Below are 20,549 nucleotides of genomic sequence, written 5' to 3' on the forward strand. Positions count from 1 at the left end.
ATAAAATTATGTTTAGCCCTATTTCTTTCCCTTTTAATATTCAATGGCATGTATTCATATAAATAACATAATAAATTAACCAATATAGGTACGGTGTGGGATTTTTTATGTGTGTTTGAATTGAGTATATATTCTAAAAATATCTTTATGAGTTTATTTATAAGGGTGTGAAAAATGTCAAGTTGGTTTTTATTAATTTGCTATTACTTTGTCGTTGTCTTTTATTTTAAAATTTTTTGTAATAATAAATATATATAAGTGCTTTTTCAAACTTCCTTGTATAGGAAAGTTGCAGCTTAACCTTTCTCTTTCATCCTACTTTTTGGTAAATAATTCCCTCACACTTGTTGTGTGTTTTTTGTTAAATAAGGGTGTTTTATCCACTATTTTGTAAAAGTTTATAGCAATAAATGTATTTGGTGTAATTCTTGTGGGTACTATTGATTGATTAAATGTAATGGTGTAAAAAATGACACACACGCTTTTGAGTGGGTGGTTCAGTCACAAAGTAAGTGCTTTTAAGCTTGGTAAGCCAGTGATGAACTATGTGAGTGACTTAAATTTTTGCATTAGCTGCTTTTTTAAAATGCTAACTAGTGCATGCGATATTTATATTTAATTAGATTATGTACTTTAAATATAAATTAAAAATGACCGTTTTTTTAATTGTTAAAGGAAGCAAGAAAAATGAGTAATGAACTCTCTTTTTCAGAATCAAAAGCTGAGTCTGGAAGTAAAGCAGTATCGACATTAGATATAGACTTAATAAGCCAACTAACGCTTGAAGATATTAAAAAGTTTATCAAGGACAATTATCCAAAAGTGCAGTTGAATGGAGAGGTTCACAAATCACTCATTGAGAATAATCGCCGATATATAGATCAGCGTATTTCTGATAGGGATGACATATATGGTGTAACAACTGGATTCGGGAATTCGGCCAGTAATCGTATCTCGCCTGTGATGTCACAAGAATTGCAAAAGAACCTAATGGCCTATCACGGTTGTGGTGTAGGTGAGTATTTGAGTGAGCGCGACTGTGCCGTTACGCTTTTGATCCGCTTAAATTGTAATGCAAGAGGCTACTCAGGCGTGAGTTGGGAGTTGCTTAAGCAAATGGAGCTGTTTTTACAACACAATATATTCCCAGCAATACCAGCTAAAGGTTCCGTGGGTGCCAGCGGTGATTTAACACCACTTTCGTATATTGGTGCTGCATTAAATGGACAAAGAAATGTGTATTACCAAGGCGTGATTAGACCTACTTCTGAAGTCTTGGAAGAACTTAACATTGCGCCTTATGAATTAAAAGCCAAAGAAGGCTTGGCAATCATGAACGGCACGTCTGTGATGAGTGCCATTGCTGCTAATACCATCAATGAGATAGACACAGCGATTGATATCTCATGTAAGTTAATTGCGTTGTTTGTAGAACTTATCGATGGCAGAGCGTCACCTTTTCACCCGAAAGTGCACGAATTAAAGCCGCACCAAGGTCAAAGGTATTGTGCTGATTTAATCTACAAGCGTTTATCTAACCCTGAGCAAAGATTGGGGCGTAGACAAAGAACGGATGACCAAGTGATTGAACATGGTCTAAAAGAGAAGTTCCGCTTGCAAGATAGCTACTCAATTCGCTGTTCTCCACAAGTGCTAGGTTCTTTGGTAGATACGTTGAACTGGGCAAAATCAGTGCTTCAGGTAGAAATCAACTCAGTTAATGACAACCCATTAATTGACCATGAAAGTGATTTAATTCTCAACGCAGGTCACTTCTATGGTGGTCATGTTGCTGCAATTTGTGATGCGCTTAAACCGCAAGTAGCCAATATGGGCGCATTGTTAGAGCGAGAGCTGGGGATTCTTGTTGATGACAGATTAAACGGGGGCATTCCTAACAACCTAGTGGCTGTTGACGACTTAGGTGACAAAGCGTGGATCAACCACGGCTTTAAAGCGATGCAGATCAGCGCATCGGCATTGGTTGCAGAAGCGCTTAAGCAGTCTGGCCCTATGTCGGTTTTCTCCCGTACGACTGAAGCTCTAAACCAAGACATCGTGAGCATGGGCACCATTGCAGCTCGTGATTTGAAAACCATTTTATCTTTGGTGAAGTCAGTGATTGCAATTCAAGCGATGGCAATTCGTCAGGCTTACTATGTGCTTGATAAAGACCAATCTGCAGAGAAGCTCAACAGCTTATCTCGTCCTTTCTTTGATTCGCTTGCTCAAACCTTCTCACCTGTCATTCAAGACCGAGCATTGGATGGTGAAATTGAAGAAATGGTTGCCTTTTTATTCGACTAAACACTGATTAAATTCACTTTTTATAAGCTAAGGAAGAACAATGAATAGTACACAAGACATCATCACCTTTATTAAAACTGACATCTTAATTGAAGAGCTTGAAGTGGCTGACTCACTGGAAGAAATCGATGAACACGCAGAGCTTGTTGGCGCGGGTTTAGATTTAGACAGCATTGAACTTTTAGACTTGGTTTCAGCGGTAGAAAAAAAGTATGGCCTGAAGTTTAAAGAGTTTCCAAGCGAACTTGTACAGCAAAAAATGTCGTCAATTCATACGTTAAGCGAATTTATTTCTGAGCAACTAGCAGCATAAAAATTGAGGTGATTATGACTCTTTACACGGCTGGAAAAACGTATAGGGAAATCAATGAAGGAGACAGTGCAGTACATTCAAAAACTATCTCTGAGGCAGATGTATATAGCTTTGCTGGGATCACCGGGGATTTTAATCCGTTGCATGTAGACGCTGTGTTTGCAGAGCAAATGGGGTTAGCAGGCAGAATCGCCCACGCAGGGATAGCGCCAGCCATGATTGCGCAAGTTATTGGTATGCAGTTGCCAGGTGTGGGCTCTATGGTGACGAATATGACCGTAAGCCATCATGCACCTTTGTATATCGGTGACACCATTTATGCGCAAGTTAAAGTGTCTGAAAAATTACCAAATCGGCACGTGCGATTGGCCATTACCATTGTAAATCAGAACAAACTGCTGGTTTGCAGTGGTGAGGTTGAAGTCGTGCCGCCTAAAGCATCGTTCAAAAAACGCGTTGCAGCAATTGAATTACAGGAATTGGTAACTGAATGAAGGATTTTGAAGACTTAATCAATCAGGTACGCAGACAAATTGTTATCTCGGTTGAACTTGAAGAGTCAGAAATAGCGCAGCTATCAAATGATGATGATTTATTGGGCAATCCTTTATTTCTTGATTCAGTCGACTTATTACAAATTTACGCTGATTGTCAGCGTAAATTTGGTGTTGTGTTTAACAACGCGGACTATGAAGGGACGCATACTGTTAGCAGCATTGTTACCCGCACTATATTGGCAAAAGCGACTAAAAATGCAAGCACGGACAGTGCACTGTTTTACTCCTCAGATGGCAATCATTATAGCGATGTTGAGTTTAAGCAGCATATCGCCCAATTAATCACAGCACTACAAAGTGAAGGCTTAGATAAAGCAAAGCCACTGAGAGTATTAGATACGGATCCCGTCAAAATGATGATGGTCGCTGTTGCGGCGGTTTTAAGTGGTTATAAACCGCTGATGAGTGCACAGCCTCAAGGTGAAAATGCGGTGAGTTTTGCGCAATTGTCATCAAAGCAGGTTGAGCTGTCGTTGTTGGACTCAAAGTCTATTTATCAGCAGTTAGCGTCTTTGCAGCAAGAGGCTGTGATTTTCTTTGAAACTTCCGGCAGCACAGGGGTGCCAGTGCGCATTGAAAAATCGTTAGCGAGCATGGTGCAAGAGGTAAAGGAGCTGACGACTTTATTTGATTTTAGTGGCCTTGATTTAATCGATGCCTATGTGTCACCTGTACACATGTACGGGTTTATTTGGAGCTTTTTGTTGCCACTTAAGCTTGAGACTCCTGTGATGTATCAATCAAATACGTTACTAAGGCCTGTGCCTGAGGCGGTCAATCATGTCATGGCGGTGAGTGTGCCAAGCATTTGGCAAAACTTGTCAGGTGCTTTGACGGCTCAATATCGCTATATCGTTAACTCGGGTGGCAAATTTGGTGAGCAAAGGAATACACAGTTTGCCGAGCTAGTTCAAAGCAAGTTACCAAATTTGCGTGGTATTGACGTGCTGGGTAGCACCGAAACAGGTGCCATTGCTTATCGGATGATAGGTCAAGACCATATTCAAACGTACCAGTTACTGCCTACCGTTCGTTTGCAACCATCGGATGGTGAACATCTGATTTATTCTGATTTCCTACCTTTGGGAGTCGAATGTGCGCCGCTAGATGACAAGATTGAAATACTCGCTAACAATCGGATTTTACATCTGGGCCGAAAGGACAACGTATTTAAGTTCAAGGGCAAACGCTACTCGTTGAAGGCCGTTGAAGACAAGCTATCTCAGTTGTTTTCAGGACATGCTTTGCGGGTGTATTTCATCGAGCAAGCAGACAATGTGCGCGGCGGAGAGCTGATAGCCTTTGTTGTCAAAGAATCCTCACATTTTGACATCACAGATGAAATCAGAGCGTTATTCCAAGATTTACCCATCCCCAAAATAGAATTCATTGATGAGTTACCTAACAATGCAATGGGCAAAGTGACATTGCAGGGTTTACAGGAGAAAGTAAGAAATGCCAGAGTGTAAATCACAAGTTGTGATAACCGGATACGGTGTAATTTCGTCGTGTGGAGACAATGCACAGGAGTTATATAACTCAATGCAATCACAACGCTCGGGAGTTGCATCACTAAGCTGTTTTGACGTGGCTGGCTTGCCGAGTGATATCGCAGGTATTGTTCGCTCAGTACGAGAAAAACATCAAGATAAACAAACTGATTTACCTGACTTTTCAACCCTATTTGCCATTGAAGCGATAGAAGAAGCACTGAGTGCTGCAAATATCTCACGTCATACCTTAGCAAACAAACGTGTCGCACTGTGTGTCGGCAACGCAAATACGGGTATGGAAAAGCTTGAAAAGGGCATCATGGATAATCAGCATGATGGTCTTTTGGAGTACCCAGCGCACAAGCAAAGTGACAACATAGCCAAACACTTTGGCGTGCTAGGCCCTGTACTAACCTTTACCAGTGCATGTACATCGAGTAGTAGCGCACTGGGCTTTGCAAAACAGCTTTTAGACCATGATATGGTTGATATTGTGATAGCCGGTGGCACCGACGCCTTGGCGAAAACAATTTATGCCGGCTTTCACTCTTTGCAGTCGGTTGCGCCGGAGGTTTGCTCTCCTTATGACGTAAAAATGGGTTTAAGCCTAGGCGAGGGCGCAGGCTTCCTTGTGTTAGAGAATCACAAGCATGCCGAGGCTCGAAATCAACCGAGCATCATGCAATTGGCGGGCACAGCCTCAAGTCTAGATGCATATCATGCGACCGCACCTGAGCCGCAGGGGGCTGGTGTAAGACGCTCATTTGAAAGTGCTTTGCGCTCAAGTGATGTGAACCCTGAAGATCTAGATTACGTCAACACTCACGGGACTGGTACACCCGCCAATGATGGCGCTGAACTAAAGGGCATTTTTGCTGCGCTAAACCTACAAGATAAAGCATCTATCCCAGTATCAAGTTCCAAGTCTTATTTTGGTCATACATTAGGCGCAGCGGGCGCTATTGAGTTTATTTCTGCACTGGTCGCTATCAACAAAGGACAACTGCCTTCGACATTAAATGGTGATGACATTCGCGAAGACTGCCAAGGTCACCATATCGTAGTGAATGGACTGATAGATCACAAGGTTGAGTGCATCGGCGCAACTAATTCGGCGTTTGGCGGCCACAATACCACCATGCTAGCACGTAAATCTGTTTCAGCCATTCCTAAGGCTGAGGGTAAGAAGGTTTATATCCTTGGCCACGGGGGCATTGCTGAGCAAGGTGGTTATAGCAATGGTGCGGATCAACCTTTGCTTAGCTATGAGGAAGAATTTGCCTTAAAGCCTTTCCAAGCAAAACTATATCGTCGTCGCATGAGTACCATAGGTCAATATGCCATTGGCGCGTCATACCTTGCCTTTAGCGGTGCGGATGTGGATTACAGTGATGCTGAAAAGCCGCCGATGGGTGCGTACTTCGGCACTACTTTGGGGGCATCTCAAGTACAGCAACGTAATCTGTCTGACTTACAAGAATATGGTCCGACAGGAGTTAAGAGTACTTTATTTCCAGATACCGTGCTCAATGCGCCGCTTGGAAACTTGGCTTTGGCATTTGACTTAAAAGGCTGCTCTGCCAATTTTAGCGACTTAGGCAATGAAGGTATGCACGCATTGTGGCATGCATTCATGGATTTAAGTGAAGACAAAATTGCTTGTGCTTTGGTGTGTAGCGCAGAAGACAGGAGCGGCACATCTGATTTAGTTTGGCAGCAAATGCAAGTGGATGAGCACAGGTTGGCAAGTTCAGCCAATGCACTGGTCGCGGTCAATGAACAAGACCCGCGTGCGAGTCGAGCACTTGCGCAGGTGAGTGATTTTAATGCCGGTCGTTGGGTATTTAATGAAGAAAACCAACAGTGGGACTGTGCAGCGCTTGCACAACTTGCAGTAAAACCAGATTTGATAGTCCTTTCTATGGTTAACGCTGAACAATTTGAGGCGATTTCAAATGCGCTACAAGCGCAGTTTTCAACTACTCAAGTGATTAATGGCAGAGCGTATAAAGAATCGGGCATTGCGTGCCAAAGTCTTGATGCAATTAGCCTTGCCACCTGTGCACTGAACGGACGCATGTTTATGGGCCGTGACGTGGCACTGCAAAATACCAGTAAACCAGAGTCCGTATTGGTAATGAGTGTGAATACACAGCTCAGTGCAACGACATGTTTGGTGTCGACAGTAAAAGGGAAATAGAGATGTCAGCGGTCATTGATGTAGCAGACTTAAAGAAGTCTTATAACAAGAATAATACGCTTGTTTTAAAGGGGTTATCTTTCCAAGTTAAAAAGGGGCAATGCTTTGGATTACTCGGTCCAAACGGGGCGGGTAAGTCAACCACATTGGAAATATTACAAGGTCTGAAAAAACCAACATCTGGCAAAGTCAGCTTGTTTGGCATGGATTGGAAGGACAATGAAAAGCAGATCCGCATGAAAATCGGCGGACTGTTGCAGTCCAATAGTCTGTACGGCAGAACCAAAGTAAAAGAAGCGGTCCGTTTATTTGCCAGCTTTTACAAAGATCCGATGGATGTCGATGAGCTGATAGAACGCTTTGGTTTAACTGACAAAGCCAATGCATGGTTAGACAGCCTTAGCGGTGGTCAAAAGCAGCGCGTTTTTTTAGCCATGACCATAGTGGGTAAACCTGAACTGATTTTTTTAGATGAGCCCACCACGGGTCTTGACCCAACCAGCCGCCAGAGCTTTTGGGAGATCATCAAATCGCTCAAAGAAGAGGGCATGACGGTCATTCTCACCACACATTATATGGATGAGGCGGATTACCTGTGTGATGAGCTACTTATCATCGAGCAGGGCAAGATTATTGAGTCAGGTACGCCTGATGCCATTATCCACCGCACGTTTACCGATCCGGTTATCAGAGAGCCGCGCAAAGCCACGCTCAATGATGTGTTTTTAAAACTCACTGGCCACGATATTCTCAAGCAGGAAACAAGTCATGCCTAGTAATGTACTGACAAGAAAGCCATTTTGGCAGCTTATGCTGCTTAATATCCGACCGTTTTTCCGCGAGCCTGCCACCTTGTTTTGGACTTTTGGCTTCCCCATTTTTATGGCGTTGCTATTAGTACAAGCCTTCTCAGGTGAAAAGCCGATGGCAGAAGTGAATGTGGTTGTCATTGAACAGGAAAAAATAGATGCCGATTGGTATCAAGCCATTGAGAAAGATAACAAGGTCAGCATACTCAACATTGAAGATGCCGCGTTGATCGCACGGATCAATGCGCATTTTGCTGAGCCAAACTCGGAAGTGTCTCCGGGAGAGGGGTTATCTTCGATCCTTTCAAATCATGGTGATGTGCTGATTTTGACGCCTAGCGGTTTGTTTTCAACACGCAACAGTCATGAGCAAGCGATTGCTTTTAGCCATGTCATGGCACTTCAAGACCAAGCCCGTAAGCCTTATCTGGATGGGGTGATTGACCTTCAAGGGTTTAGGTACATCGACTGGCTGATCCCCGGCATCATTGTGCTGCAGATCATCGGTATTGGCATCACCTCTATTTCAAATGGATTGGTTTCAGACCGTCAGCAGGGCTTTTTTAAACGCTTGAAGTTATCTCCGTTTAGCCGCTTGGACTATGTGATTGGGATTGTATTCGCTAGAGTGTTTTTATTGATATTCCAGCTGGTTGCGCTGTTTGCGACTTTCTACTTTTTGTTTGGCTATCAGCCCCTTGGCAATTGGTTAAGTATTTTAACCGTGCTGTTATTGGGCTCTGTCGTCCTGTGCTTAATCGGTGTGCTGGTTGGTGCGCGTAGCCAAAAAGTGGAAGTGGCCACGGGTATCTCTAACTTACTGTATTTCCCGTTGATGTTTTTATCTGGGATTTATTTTGACACCTCTAACTTTCCGCAGACGATTCAAAACATTGTTCAGTGGTTACCTTCTACGGCATTTTTAGATGCATTTAGACTTACGGCTAATCAAGGGGCATCGCTTGCAGACGTCTCTGTGCAAGTGCAAACCCTAGCAGGGTTTACCGTGGTGCTTTTAGTGATGATTTACTTTTTATTCGACTGGGGAGATGAAAAATGATTTCACCGGATAATTTACCGCATAAACCGCCATTTAAGTTTGTTGATAGAGTCGTCGAGGTACAGCCAAACGAGTCTATTATCGCGCAAAAGTTTATTGGTTATAACGAACCTTGTTTAGAGGGGCACTTCCCAGATGAACCTGTGTTTCCTGGTGTATTGATTGTCGAGGCGATGGCTCAAGCCAGTGGCCTGTGCATTACTGGCAAATCTAAAGGGGTTATCGCTGGCATTGATAAGGTCAAGTTTCTCACGCCTGTTTTACCTGGCCAAGTTTTAGAAATTCGCGCTATGGTAGAGATCGCATTGGGCGAGCTGGTGAAGTTTAAGGTTGCAGCTTGGGTTAATGATGAACAAGTTGCGAGTGCACGGATCGCCATTCGATACTTAGATCAAATAGGAGAAAAGGATGTTTAAAGAGAAAGTCGTGATTGTGAGCGGCTGCTCCAAAGGCATAGGGCTGGAAATATGTCAGCAGTATCTGGCAGAAGGAGCAAAAGTGTATGGTATTGCTCGCTCGAGTGTACCAGATGAGCTGCAGTCTAACCCTAATTTTACGTGGTTACAGGGGTCAATATCTGACAGCGGTTTTGTGTTAGATAGCATTGCGACCATTAAAGCACGAGATGAACGCATTGATATTTTGGTTAACAACGCAGGAATTAATCACGATAGCTTGATACAGCTGATGGCCTTAGAAAATTGGCAAAAAGTACTGACGACGAATTTAAAGGGTACGTTTAATTTATGCCAACAGGTGCTGCCGATTTTTAAAGCGCAGCAATTTGGTCGCATTATCAATATGGTCTCAAAAAGTGGTGTGGTGGGACGCGAAGGTCAAATTAACTATGCCACGTCTAAAGGCGCGATCATAGGTATGACCAGAACCATCGCGCGTGAGTATGGAAAAGACAATATTTTGTGTAATGCCGTCGCGCCAGGTTTGATTGAAACACAAATGGTGGACAGCGCAGAGCAGTCTATTGTTGCGCCTATTATCGACTGTACCAGTGTCAGACGCATGGGGCAGTGTAGTGAAGTTGCACGTACGGTATTGCACCTCACAGCAGATGCGCCAAATTATCAAAATGGAGAAGTCATCCATCTGGACGGAGGGTTTTTAATATGAGTGCGGCGCAAACTTTATTATTGGTACAAGCAGAAAGTGAGTTTGATCAAGCGGTGGTTGATCACTACCTCAGTGCAAACGTCAATGTGATTTTGATAGCGCCTTCAGCGCAATTTCAATCGCAAAATGTGTCACTACCGAGTTTGTCACTGGCTGAAATCAAAGCGCAAGATGAGCCAGATATTCAGTTGCTATTGACCGAAAAAGGCATGCTCGATAATGGACAGCCACTGGTTGTTATCCAAGGTGTGCAGTGTGCAAATGAGCAGGCACTGTTCACAGATGAGAGCTGTTTGGCACTAATAACAACCTACTTAGATAATACTTTTTTAATTTATCAAAGTCTGGCGACGTTTGTGAAAGAGGTGGGCGCAAACATTGTTTTCCCTCTGTATTCGGACAGTTTGAGTTATCTCGGACAAGCGGTGAATTCAGTGGCTAACCACGCTTTGAATGCATTTATGAAGACCTTAGCCAGAGAGCTGACGAGCGATACCGTATTCATTAACAGTGCTGTGATCCCTTATTTAGCAAAGGATGAAGCTGAGCGAAAGAAAATGCGCCGTGCACTAAAGCGTTCAGTATTCGGTATGCGACCAACTGTATTTTTGCAGCAGGACTTTATCGAGTTTATCGCGCACTTTTCACACTACAACAACATGATGACAGGGCAGTGTATGACCATGCGCCCGAGCACAGAAATATCCGTTTAACAATTCAACATTGAGTATACGCATATGAGCCAAAAGCACAGCCGTGCTTTTGGCGTGATGTGGCCTTTAAAGAGAAGAAGCATAGTAATGGAAACAATGAATATTGATGGGGCTCCATTAAGAGTTTTGGTGCTTGGTGCAACCTCAGATCTTGGGCAGAGAACCTGCCTTGATTTAGCAAATAAAGGTTACGAACTCCTATTGATAGGGCGAAATGAAAAAACCTTAGGTGCCTTGGCCGAGTCTTTACCCGGACAGCATAAAACGGCGGTGGCTGATTTGAATATGCCAGACGAATTGACGCCTCTCATTATCGATAATGCCAAGCAATATGGTGCATTTAAAGGGGCTGTATTTTGTGCTGGTGTACACGCGATGACCACGCTACGCCAATCGAGTTATGCCGACTTTGAGCAGATTTACCGTGTTAACTGCGGCGGTGCGCTGGCAATGATTAAGGCATTTACACGCAAAAGCGTGAGAAATACAGCGGGTACAACTTCTCTTGTTTTGCTGTCTTCAGTGAGTCAGTCCGCTGGTGAGGCGGGTATCTCCGGCTACGCGGCCAGTAAAGGGGCGCTAGGCAGTTTAAGTCGCTGTGCAGCGTTGGAATTGGCTAAAGATCGCGTACTGGTCAATTGCATTGCTGCTGGCATGATCCAAACCAAGCTCAATGATGGTTATCAAGGCATGGCACAACCGGGTCACTTTGAAAAGCTAGCTAGCATGCACCCGCTAGGGTTTGGTTCACCAGAGCATGTTTCAAAAGAAATTATTAATTTATTAGAAAGTGAATGGACCACAGGTAGCACTGTGTATGTCGATGGAGGCTATACATGTGCCTAATCACTGACAGCAATCAACTAAATCATAACGCTCGCGGCGTTGAACGCCTTTTTATGCCATCACAAAAATAATAATGGAAGTATAAACCCAATGCGTAACGAACATTCTCAATCACTGTCTCAGCGCCAACTACAAGTTTGGCAAGGGCAAGAAATTGCACCAACTAGCCCTGTTTTTAATGTCTCTAGTGCACTTAAAATTACCATGGACGATTGTTTTGAACAGCTACAAAATGCGCTTGTTCAATTACAGCAACGTCACCCAGTGATCCACAGTAAAGTGGAGCTGACAGCGGATACGCCTGAACTCATTTTCAAATCGGGCACAGTGCAGTGGCAAGCGATGGCGGACACCGCTTTGAAAGCTTCCGAACTATGCGATCAATACAATGCGCAATTCATTGATACCAGCGTGCATAACTTTGAATTTTTCTATCAAGCACTGACAGACTCTGAGGTGATTGTGTTGATCAAAGGCCATCACATAGTGTGTGATCAGTGGTCTTTACAAATTTTAGTGAATGATTTACTGAGACTCTTATCGAGTGAGGATGACAGCTCAACACTCACACCAGATATTGAATATTACGCTGCCAAAGATCAAGACTTTGCCGATGTGCAAGTGAGCCCAGTAGACTTCATCATGAAAAAGCCACACAGCGCGGATAGCAGTGATGAGGTGGCTGTACTATTGGACAATACCTCCGAGTGCATTGAGCCAATCAAGCAAGTGGCTGCTGAGCACGGTATCAGCCCTTACTGCGTTATTCTTGCAAGCACCATTTTAACGGTGAGCCGTTTAACTAACGATGAAGACGTCACCATAGGTATACCGATCGCCAGAAGAACGCGAAAAAATCGTTACTTGTTAGGCCATTATGTTGATTTAGAAGCGTTGTCTATCACGGCGGTTCATCAAAAGTCACTGATTGAATTATTACAGACCATCAATGAGCAGCTGACTGCACTACTTTTGAATAAAGCTCCATCAGGCTTGAGCAGCAAGAACATCAATGTGGTGTGTAACTATCTTGCACAACTAAAAACATCTCATATTATTCCGGGCTTGATGCAAGTGCTTGCAGGCTTACCTGAACAGCAGATCATGTTAGGTGAAGATAATGCGGTCACAGTGGAAGGCGTGCTGTTAACGCCGGTTGTGGCACAGTTTGAATTAGACTTTACGTTATTCGAAACAGGTTCACAGTTGCTGCGTAAAATTGTTGCAGCAGACGCGCAATTTAATACCCTGGCTTTACAAGAAATTGGTGAAATACAAAAACGGTTTATTACGCATTTGGCGCAAGATGATGTTCATCAAATATGTGGCTGTATCAGCACCCTGACTGAAGCACAAACACATTTGATTGAACATCAGTGGAATGACTTCCCTGCAAAATACCCAGAGCATAATTTAATTGATGGCTTTGACTTACAAGTAGCACAGTACCCTGAACGCGTCTCTGTGATCACGGCAAGCCGTCAAATTGATTATCATACCTTGAGTGAATACCGCTATGGCATTGCCTACCAAGTAGCATCTAAAGCTGCTAAGCGCGGTGAATTGGTCGCTGTCATGTGCGAAAAAAGTGAATATCAAGTCGCTGGACTGCTGGCCATTAATACCGCAGGGTGTGCTTATTTACCAATCAACGTGGCTTGGCCAAATTCTCGTATTCATCAGGTTTTATTGGCAGGTGGCGTGCAGCAGGTATTAATTTCGAATGCGTTATTTGAGCGTATTCAAAATGAACCATGGTTGAGCGAATTCCAATTCACTTTAGTTGAAGAGGCCGCCGCAAACAGTGCAAAGGCAGATAGCCTATGGCGAGAAAGCTTAGCCTTGCCTCTGGCGCATGAGATTGCGTATGTGATCTTCACATCGGGCAGTACTGGCCAGCCAAAAGGGGTGGTGATCACCCACGAAAGTGCCATGAATACCATTTTTGCTGTTAATGCGCGTTTCGAGGTTATGCCAGAAGACCGTATTTTTGGTATTTCGGATTTGAGTTTTGATTTATCTGTATACGATGTATTTGGTGCCTTGGCTGTGGGAGCCGCGATTGTGCTGCCTGAGCAAGACAAAGTGCAGGACACAGATCATTGGTTAGACATTGTCGAAGCGCACCAAGTGACAATTTGGAATACAGTCCCACAGCTTGCGCAACTGCTCGCAAATGAGCAAGCATTGCAAGCACGCAATGTGGATAGTTTGCGTGTTTACATGATGAGTGGAGATTGGATCCCACTGCGCCTACCTACGCAGCTAAGCGCTATGACACCTCATGCCACAGTGATGAGTTTGGGTGGTGCTACTGAAGGCAGTATCTGGTCAATTTGGCATGAAATAAAAACAGTTGAGCCGGATTGGCAGAGCATTCCTTATGGTTTGGCAATGCCGAACCAAGCTATGTGGGTGCTGGATCAATATGGCAATCATTGTCCTGCTGGTATTTTAGGTGAAATTCACATCGGTGGTATTGGGGTAGCTCAGGGATATTTTAATGACCCAGAGCGCACTAATCTTGCATATTTTGAACACCCTAAACTTGGCCGACTATATCGTACTGGCGACAACGGATGTTGGAATGAGAAAGGCTATATTGAATTCAAAGGCCGTAAAGATTTTCAGGTAAAAGTACGTGGCTACCGTATCGAAATGGGCGAAATTGAACACTGCTTATTAAAGCGCCCAGAAATAAAACATGTTGCGGTGATTGATAAAGAACACAATCAACAAAAAGCGCTGGTTGCTTATTTAGTTGGAGAGCTTAATGCGTCGATTGATTTAGACTATGTGAGACAGTTTGTGGCAAAGCAGTTACCAGAGTACATGGTGCCAGCTGCTTTTGTGGTGATTGATGCATTGCCGTTAACTCTCAATGGCAAGTTAGACAGAAAAGCATTACCAGAGCCTGAGTTTAGTGCCAGCACTGAATACCAAGCACCACGCAATGAATTAGAGACAGAACTCTGTGACATCTGGCAAGGTGTACTGGGTCTTGAAAAAGTGGGCATAAACGATAACTTTTTCCAAATCGGTGGCGACTCAATCGTCAGTATCAGTTTGGTATCAGCCCTGAGACGCGCGGGCTACTCCCTTAAGGTGAAAGATATTTTTGTCGCGCCAAGTGTGGCGGAGTTGGCTGAATTTATTACCGATAATGATGATGTCGCGAAAGTGGAAGTACTCTCAGAGCAAGGGGTTTTGTTAGGTGATTTTGACCTGCACCCAACGCAAAATTGGTTCTTTGCACAAAATTTTGCCAATGCGCACCACTTCAACCAAGCATTTAGCGCCTATTGTCCGAATGACTTATCTCATGATGACCTATATGAGGCGCTAACTACACTGAGCTATCAGCATGATATGTTGCGCAGCCGAAGCATCGTTGAGCGGAAAAACCGCTATTGTGAAGAAGTGCTGTTTGAATTAACTGAGCTAGATATCTCTTTGTTGGATGAAGCCCAAGTCAGTGACACCTTGAGCACTTTACAAGCCAGCTTGGATATTTTTGCAGGCCCAACATGGCGTGTGGTCAGGCTAAAAGGGCATAGCGATGGCCGCGATAGACTGTGTTTTATTTTCCATCACTTGATCATAGATACCGTCTCTTGGGGCATTTTACTTAACGACCTTGAGCAACTTATTGCTGGACAAAGCCTGTTGGCAAAGCAAACCAGTTATCGTCAGTGGGTGGATGGACTGGCGCAATACGCAGCGCGTAATCAAACGCAAGCGGCTTATTGGTCTGAGGTGTTAGCAGGACAGCCAAGTCCACAGCCTTTACATGCAATGCAGCAATTATCCTTGTCTTTATCGGTTGAGCAAACAGAGGTTTTGTTACAGCAAGCAGCTCAAGGGTATAACACGCAAACGCAAGAGTTGTTACTTAGTGCGCTTTCCATTGCCATGGAAACTGTATTTGGGTCTAAGTCTCATCATATTATGCTCGAAGGCCATGGCCGAGAAGCCATTGATGATGCACTCGAAGTGAACCAAACAGTGGGGTGGTTTACCAGCCTATACCCAGTTAAGCTCGAATGTGCGCAATCTGTAGAGCAAACCATTGCTGCAAACAAAGACATGCTGCGTGCTATTCCAGATAAGGGCATTGGTTTTGGTGCGCTGTATCAATTTGACCCTGAAAAGTTACCTGCGCCGCTGCCAAAAGTATGCTTTAACTACCTTGGGCAGTATAAAACGGCTGAGCCTGCTGATTGGCAAATTACCGGGGAGCCTGTTGGCGCAGCGGTTAGCGCTGACAATGACAGCGACTTAATGCTCAACGTGTTGGGATTAATTAAACAGGATGCGTTGAGCATTGAGGTTGAATCCAGACTTGCGCCAGCGCAAGGTGCGCAATTTGTCCGTGCCTTTGAGCGTGCACTTGAGCAGGTGATTGCTCAAGGTGTGACGGCGATGCAATCTGGCGGGGTGAGCACGCCAAGTGACTTCCCGCAGGCGAAGATTAGTTTTGAGCTGCTGCAAAACCTCCAGTCACAGGCTCCTATAGAGGCTTTATATCCTGCCAACAGTTTGCAACAAGGTTTTATTTATCATGCCTTAAATCAGCCAGATGATGATGCATACCGAGTACAATTGCTGGTGGACTATCATACTCAGCTAGACCTTGAACTGTATCGAGCAGCTTGGCAGCTAGCGACTGATAAACACCCAGCGCTGCGTATGGCATTTGATTGGCAAGCGCAGATGCTGCAAGTGATCAGCCAAAAGCTGGTGCTCAATGACGCGCATTTCAAAGTGGTAGATCTCACTACTTTGCCTGATGGTGAAAGCGCGCAAAAAATGAATGAGCTACTCACTCAAGATAGGCTCACAGCGTTTGATTTGGCTGCGCCTGGGCTCTTTAGAGTGGTGGTGTTCAAGCACAGCGACACCCATTATAGCGTCCTAAAAACGGAACATCACAGCATTGGCGATGGCTGGAGTGTCGGCAATCTACTGGAGACCGTCAACAGTTTTTACAACCAACTCAAGGCCGGTGAACAGCCCGTTATCCAACATGACCATGCTTATCAAGCCGCGCAAGTATACCTGTATGAAAACAAAGACAAAACGGATGAATTTTGGCAGCAAAAAATGCTGGAATTTGAGCATGCCAATGATGTTAATTATCTGCTGAGCCAGTCATTTGATTTAGCCAATGAGCGCGTCATCACTGAACCTGCACGCAGTCAGTTTGTGATTGCAGGTGATGAGTTTAGTGCGTTAAATCAAGTGTGTAAGCATGCAGGTGTGACGCTCAATGCTGCCATGCAATTTGCTTGGCACAAGTTACTGCAAAGCTATTGCCAAGATCAGCAAACAATCGTTGGGACCACAGTATCTGGTCGAGATATGCCTGTTGCGGATATTCATTCAAGTGTAGGTCTGTTTATCAATACCTTACCTCTGGCGGTAAATTGGCAAACGGATGCAACGATCACACAGATGATGTCGCAAATTCAGCTGGAAATCGCCGATATTAATACCCACAGTGGTGCAGAGCTATCTCGTGTGCAAAGCCAAGGGGATGCGTTATTCCATACTTTATTTGTGTTTGAGAATTATCCAATTCCAGAAGTGCAAGAAAGTGATGCTGAGCGCGTAGAGCAGGCAATGCTGTATCGTGAGACACGTGAGAAAAGTGATTACCCGATCACCGTTATTGTCACTGCCACACCGGAGCAGGTTGAGTTTTCTTTAAATTATTGTGCACGTCAAATTGAATCGTCTCAAGCTGAGCAATTAATCGCGCAGCTGCAAATTATCGTTAACGCCATCGCTACTGAAGTTGACCAGCCACACAGTCAAATTAGCTTGCTGTCAAAGCAACAAAGCCATGAGTTGCTGGTGCAAATTCAGCCGCAAGTTGCGCCACTCCCTGAGCGTGGCAGCTTGAGTGAGATTTTTGCCGAACAAGTGCAAAAGTACCCAAATAACACAGCGCTTAAGTTCCAAGACAAAGCGCTTAGCTATCAAGCGTTAGATGCTCAGTCGACGGCGCTGGCTAAGGCAATTTTAGCGCGAGATCCGAGTATTGCCTCTGCCACAAGCCAAACGCCGGTTTACATTGGTCTTTATTTTGCGCCCAGCCTTGAGTTGTTAGTGAGCATGATGGCGATATTAAAGCTTGGGGCCACCTATGTACCTTTGACACCAGAGTATCCAAAATCACGTAGCCAGTTTATTTTGAGCGACACACAAACGCCCATATTGCTCTGTGAAGCAGGATTAGAGGCGAACCTTTCAGAAGTACTCGATGGTTTAGATACATCTGTGCAAGTACTTAGTTATGATGAACTCAGTCAGGAAGAAGTGGATATTGACTTGTCTGTGGTGAATACTACGGCAGATGATTTGGCATACGTGATTTACACATCAGGCACCACAGGACAGCCCAAAGGTGTGATGCAACCCCATCACAACGTGGTACGACTGTTTGATTCTTGTGAGCAAGCGTATCAGTTCACCGAGCAAGATGTGTGGGTGATGTACCATGCTTGTACCTTTGACTTTAGTGTGTGGGAAATTTGGGGCGCGCTATTACACGGAGGTTGTCTTGTGATCCCTGACAAAGCCTGCACCCGTGACCCGCGCGAGTTCATTGCTTTGTGTCAAAACCAAGGCGTCACGGTATTAAACCAAACGCCGAGTGCTTTCTATTCATTTACCGATACCGCGGTGTCGCAAAATGCCCAGCTACCAGCGCTGCGCTATGTTATTTTTGGTGGAGACAAACTTAATATGGCGCGTCTTGCGCCTTGGTGGCAGGCTTATGGTGATACGCACACTAAGTTAATCAATATGTACGGCATCACAGAAACCACCGTGCATGTGACATATCAGGAACTCTCACCGGATAACAATCAGCACCAATCACTGATTGGTCGACCATTGAGTGACATGTCAGCGTATGTACTTGATGCCAACCAAAACCTCGTGCCAGTTGGAGTTGTGGGTGAATTGTATGTCGGTGGCGCTGGTCTTGCTCGCGGCTATTTAAACCGAGAAGAGCTGACCCGTGAGCGCTTTATTGACAATCCATTTGCTGCGCAATTGCCTGCTTCTCATGAATCCCGCTTGTACCGCAGCGGTGACTTGGTGCGCCGACTTGCTGATGGTCAGTTAGAGTACATTGGTCGAAATGATGAGCAGGTTAAGATCCGAGGCTTTAGAATCGAGCTTGGAGAAATTGAAAACATTCTCATTGCACATCAAGATGTGAAGCAAGCAGTTGTGATCCCGCGATTGCTGCAAGGCACACAGCAACTGATTGCGTATGTGGTATCACAAGGCGAAACTGCACTTAACCATGACGTGCTGCGCACGTATTTAGCTGAGCAATTGCCAGAGTACATGGTACCCAGCGCCATTATGGCCATTGAGCAAGTTCCGCTGACTGTAAACAACAAAGTCGATCGCAAAGCCTTACCAGATCCTGTATTTGATGCACAAAGCGATTATGTGGCACCGACCACTGAACTTGAGAGCCAGCTGTGTGATATTTGGCAGGCGTTACTTGGCCTTGAAAAAGTCGGGGTTGATGAGCACTTCTTCCGTATCGGTGGTGACTCAATCATTAGTATTCAATTGATGTCGCAGCTGCGTTTATTGGGTTATACGCTCAAAGTGAAAGACATCTATGAATCACCGACTGTGGCGCAATTGGCGAAAAAGCTTGAGCAATTGCCGCAAGCCCAGACAGTACAGACAGAGCAAGGAGTACTAACAGGTGAGTTTGATTTACTGCCTGTACAGTCTTGGTTCTTTGACTTAGGTCTGTCGCAACCTAATCATTGGAACCAGTCATTTATGCTGACGGTACCTGAAGCGCTAACCACGTCGCAAATTGAGCAGGCATGTCAGGCTTTGGTTGAGCACCACGATATGATGCGCGTCCGCTTTGCGCCGCAAGGTGATACTTATCGTCAAACTTATTTATCTCTTAACGAGTTAGATTTAGCTACTTGGTGTAACGTTGCTCAATTAGATGTGACAGGGCTCTCTGATAGGCAAATTGGAGCGCAGTTGAGCCAATGGCAGCAAAGTTTTGATCTTAAAGATGGGCCGCTATTTAAGCTGGTGCATCTGCAAGGTTATGGCGATGGTGTTGCGCGGGTTTGCTTTATTTTCCATCATTTAATCATTGATGGCGTGTCGTGGCGGGTGTTGTCACAAGACATGCAAACCTTGCTTATCGGTAAAACATTGGCGGCAAAAACCAGCAGTTATCGCCAGTGGGTTAAGAGCATGCAAACCTATCCAACAGATCACAGCAGTGAGCTGAATTACTGGCAATCTGTGGTTGAACATAGCAATGCACTCAATGTTACTGAATCTGTCAGTGAGCATTCATTATCTTTGTCGGTTGAACATACACAAATGCTTCTGAGGCAATCAAACGAAGGTTACAACACGGAAATCAATGACTTATTGTTAGCTGCGTTAAGCTTAACTTTGCCGCAAGTATTATCTGGTACAGAGCATGTGATCACGTTAGAAGGTCATGGTCGAGAAGACATTGATGAGCACTTAGATGTATCGCAAACCCTAGGTTGGTTTACCAGCTTATATCCAGTGAAGCTTACAGCCTATGACGACCTTTCAACAGCGGTGGTGCAAATCAAGGAGATGTTGCGCGCCGTGCCGAACAAAGGGGTGGGCTATGGGGCCTTTTTCCAAGCAGGCCAAATTACTCAAAAGCTGCCACTGATTAGCTTCAACTACTTAGGTCAATTTAATAGTCGTGCTTCGGGTGTAGAGAGTTGGCAGATTGTCCAAGAGTCTTGTGGGCAGTTAATTGGCGAGCAAAATGAGATGGCATTGATGCTTAACATTAACGGTATGATTGACTCTGACCAACTGATGTTTTCAATTCAGTCGCGTCTAGGCCAGCAGCTCAGTGCTGATTTTGAACGCTACTTTGCGACCAATTTACAACATGTGATTGAACATACTGCACATATTGCTGAGCAGGGCGCAGTCGCCACCCCCAGTGACTTTATTGCCAATGACTTATCCGTAGAGCATCTTGCGCACTTAAACAGCGTACTCGAAGAAGCTGATTTGGATGAGCAAGACGATACCTGCGACGACAACATCATGGAGATTTAAGCA

The 20,549-nt window shown here is 44.6% G+C and carries 12 protein-coding genes; all 12 read left to right on the forward strand.

Translation table 11 applies throughout. The features are described from left to right. Positions 1-687: 687 nt before the first annotated feature. Positions 688-2,307, forward strand: coding sequence for an HAL/PAL/TAL family ammonia-lyase (locus AC2CZC_RS13925; protein WP_081216496.1), 1,620 nt, complete (start codon positions 688-690; stop codon positions 2,305-2,307). A 40-nt stretch (positions 2,308-2,347) separates the two neighbouring features. After that, positions 2,348-2,620 carry a phosphopantetheine-binding protein gene (locus AC2CZC_RS13930; RefSeq protein ID WP_039607946.1) on the forward strand — a complete coding sequence of 91 codons (273 nt, stop codon included), beginning with the start codon at positions 2,348-2,350 and terminating at the stop codon, positions 2,618-2,620. A 14-nt stretch (positions 2,621-2,634) separates the two neighbouring features. Further along, a complete protein-coding gene (locus AC2CZC_RS13935) occupies positions 2,635-3,114 on the forward strand; it encodes a MaoC family dehydratase (RefSeq protein ID WP_063362424.1) in 480 nt (159 codons plus the stop codon). Beyond that, positions 3,111-4,646 (forward strand): hypothetical protein, encoded by a 1,536-nt coding sequence (locus AC2CZC_RS13940; protein WP_484582235.1) that lies wholly within the window; start codon positions 3,111-3,113, stop codon positions 4,644-4,646. The genes AC2CZC_RS13935 and AC2CZC_RS13940 overlap by 4 nt, the downstream gene beginning before the upstream one ends. Continuing rightward, entirely contained in the window at positions 4,633-6,870 is a 2,238-nt protein-coding gene (locus tag AC2CZC_RS13945) for a beta-ketoacyl synthase N-terminal-like domain-containing protein (protein ID WP_484582236.1), read from the forward strand. Before AC2CZC_RS13940 ends, AC2CZC_RS13945 begins: the two co-directional genes overlap by 14 nt. Positions 6,871-6,872: 2 nt before the next feature. Beyond that, entirely contained in the window at positions 6,873-7,646 is a 774-nt protein-coding gene (locus tag AC2CZC_RS13950; RefSeq protein WP_063362421.1) for an ABC transporter ATP-binding protein, read from the forward strand. Next, a complete protein-coding gene (locus tag AC2CZC_RS13955) occupies positions 7,639-8,739 on the forward strand; it encodes an ABC transporter permease (RefSeq protein ID WP_484582237.1) in 1,101 nt (366 codons plus the stop codon). Before AC2CZC_RS13950 ends, AC2CZC_RS13955 begins: the two co-directional genes overlap by 8 nt. Continuing rightward, the gene (gene fabZ / locus AC2CZC_RS13960; RefSeq protein WP_484582238.1) at positions 8,736-9,155 is read left to right on the forward strand and encodes a 3-hydroxyacyl-ACP dehydratase FabZ; all 420 of its coding nucleotides are present in this window, start codon (positions 8,736-8,738) and stop codon (positions 9,153-9,155) included. The genes AC2CZC_RS13955 and fabZ overlap by 4 nt, the downstream gene beginning before the upstream one ends. Then, on the forward strand, positions 9,148-9,867 hold the full coding sequence (locus AC2CZC_RS13965; RefSeq protein ID WP_484582239.1) for an SDR family NAD(P)-dependent oxidoreductase: 720 nt from the start codon (positions 9,148-9,150) through the stop codon (positions 9,865-9,867). Before fabZ ends, AC2CZC_RS13965 begins: the two co-directional genes overlap by 8 nt. Beyond that, positions 9,864-10,580 carry a hypothetical protein gene (locus tag AC2CZC_RS13970; RefSeq protein ID WP_484582240.1) on the forward strand — a complete coding sequence of 239 codons (717 nt, stop codon included), beginning with the start codon at positions 9,864-9,866 and terminating at the stop codon, positions 10,578-10,580. Before AC2CZC_RS13965 ends, AC2CZC_RS13970 begins: the two co-directional genes overlap by 4 nt. 87 nt (positions 10,581-10,667) lie before the next feature. Beyond that, positions 10,668-11,426: an SDR family NAD(P)-dependent oxidoreductase gene (locus tag AC2CZC_RS13975; RefSeq protein ID WP_484582241.1), complete on the forward strand. Its 759-nt coding sequence runs from the start codon at positions 10,668-10,670 to the stop codon at positions 11,424-11,426. Between the two features lie 90 nt (positions 11,427-11,516). Next, positions 11,517-20,546, forward strand: a complete 9,030-nt coding sequence (locus AC2CZC_RS13980; protein ID WP_484582242.1) for an amino acid adenylation domain-containing protein — start codon at positions 11,517-11,519, stop codon at positions 20,544-20,546. The last annotated feature ends 3 nt before the right edge of the window (positions 20,547-20,549 follow it).

The sequence above is a fragment of the Pseudoalteromonas sp. MMG033 genome (assembly GCF_057197785.1).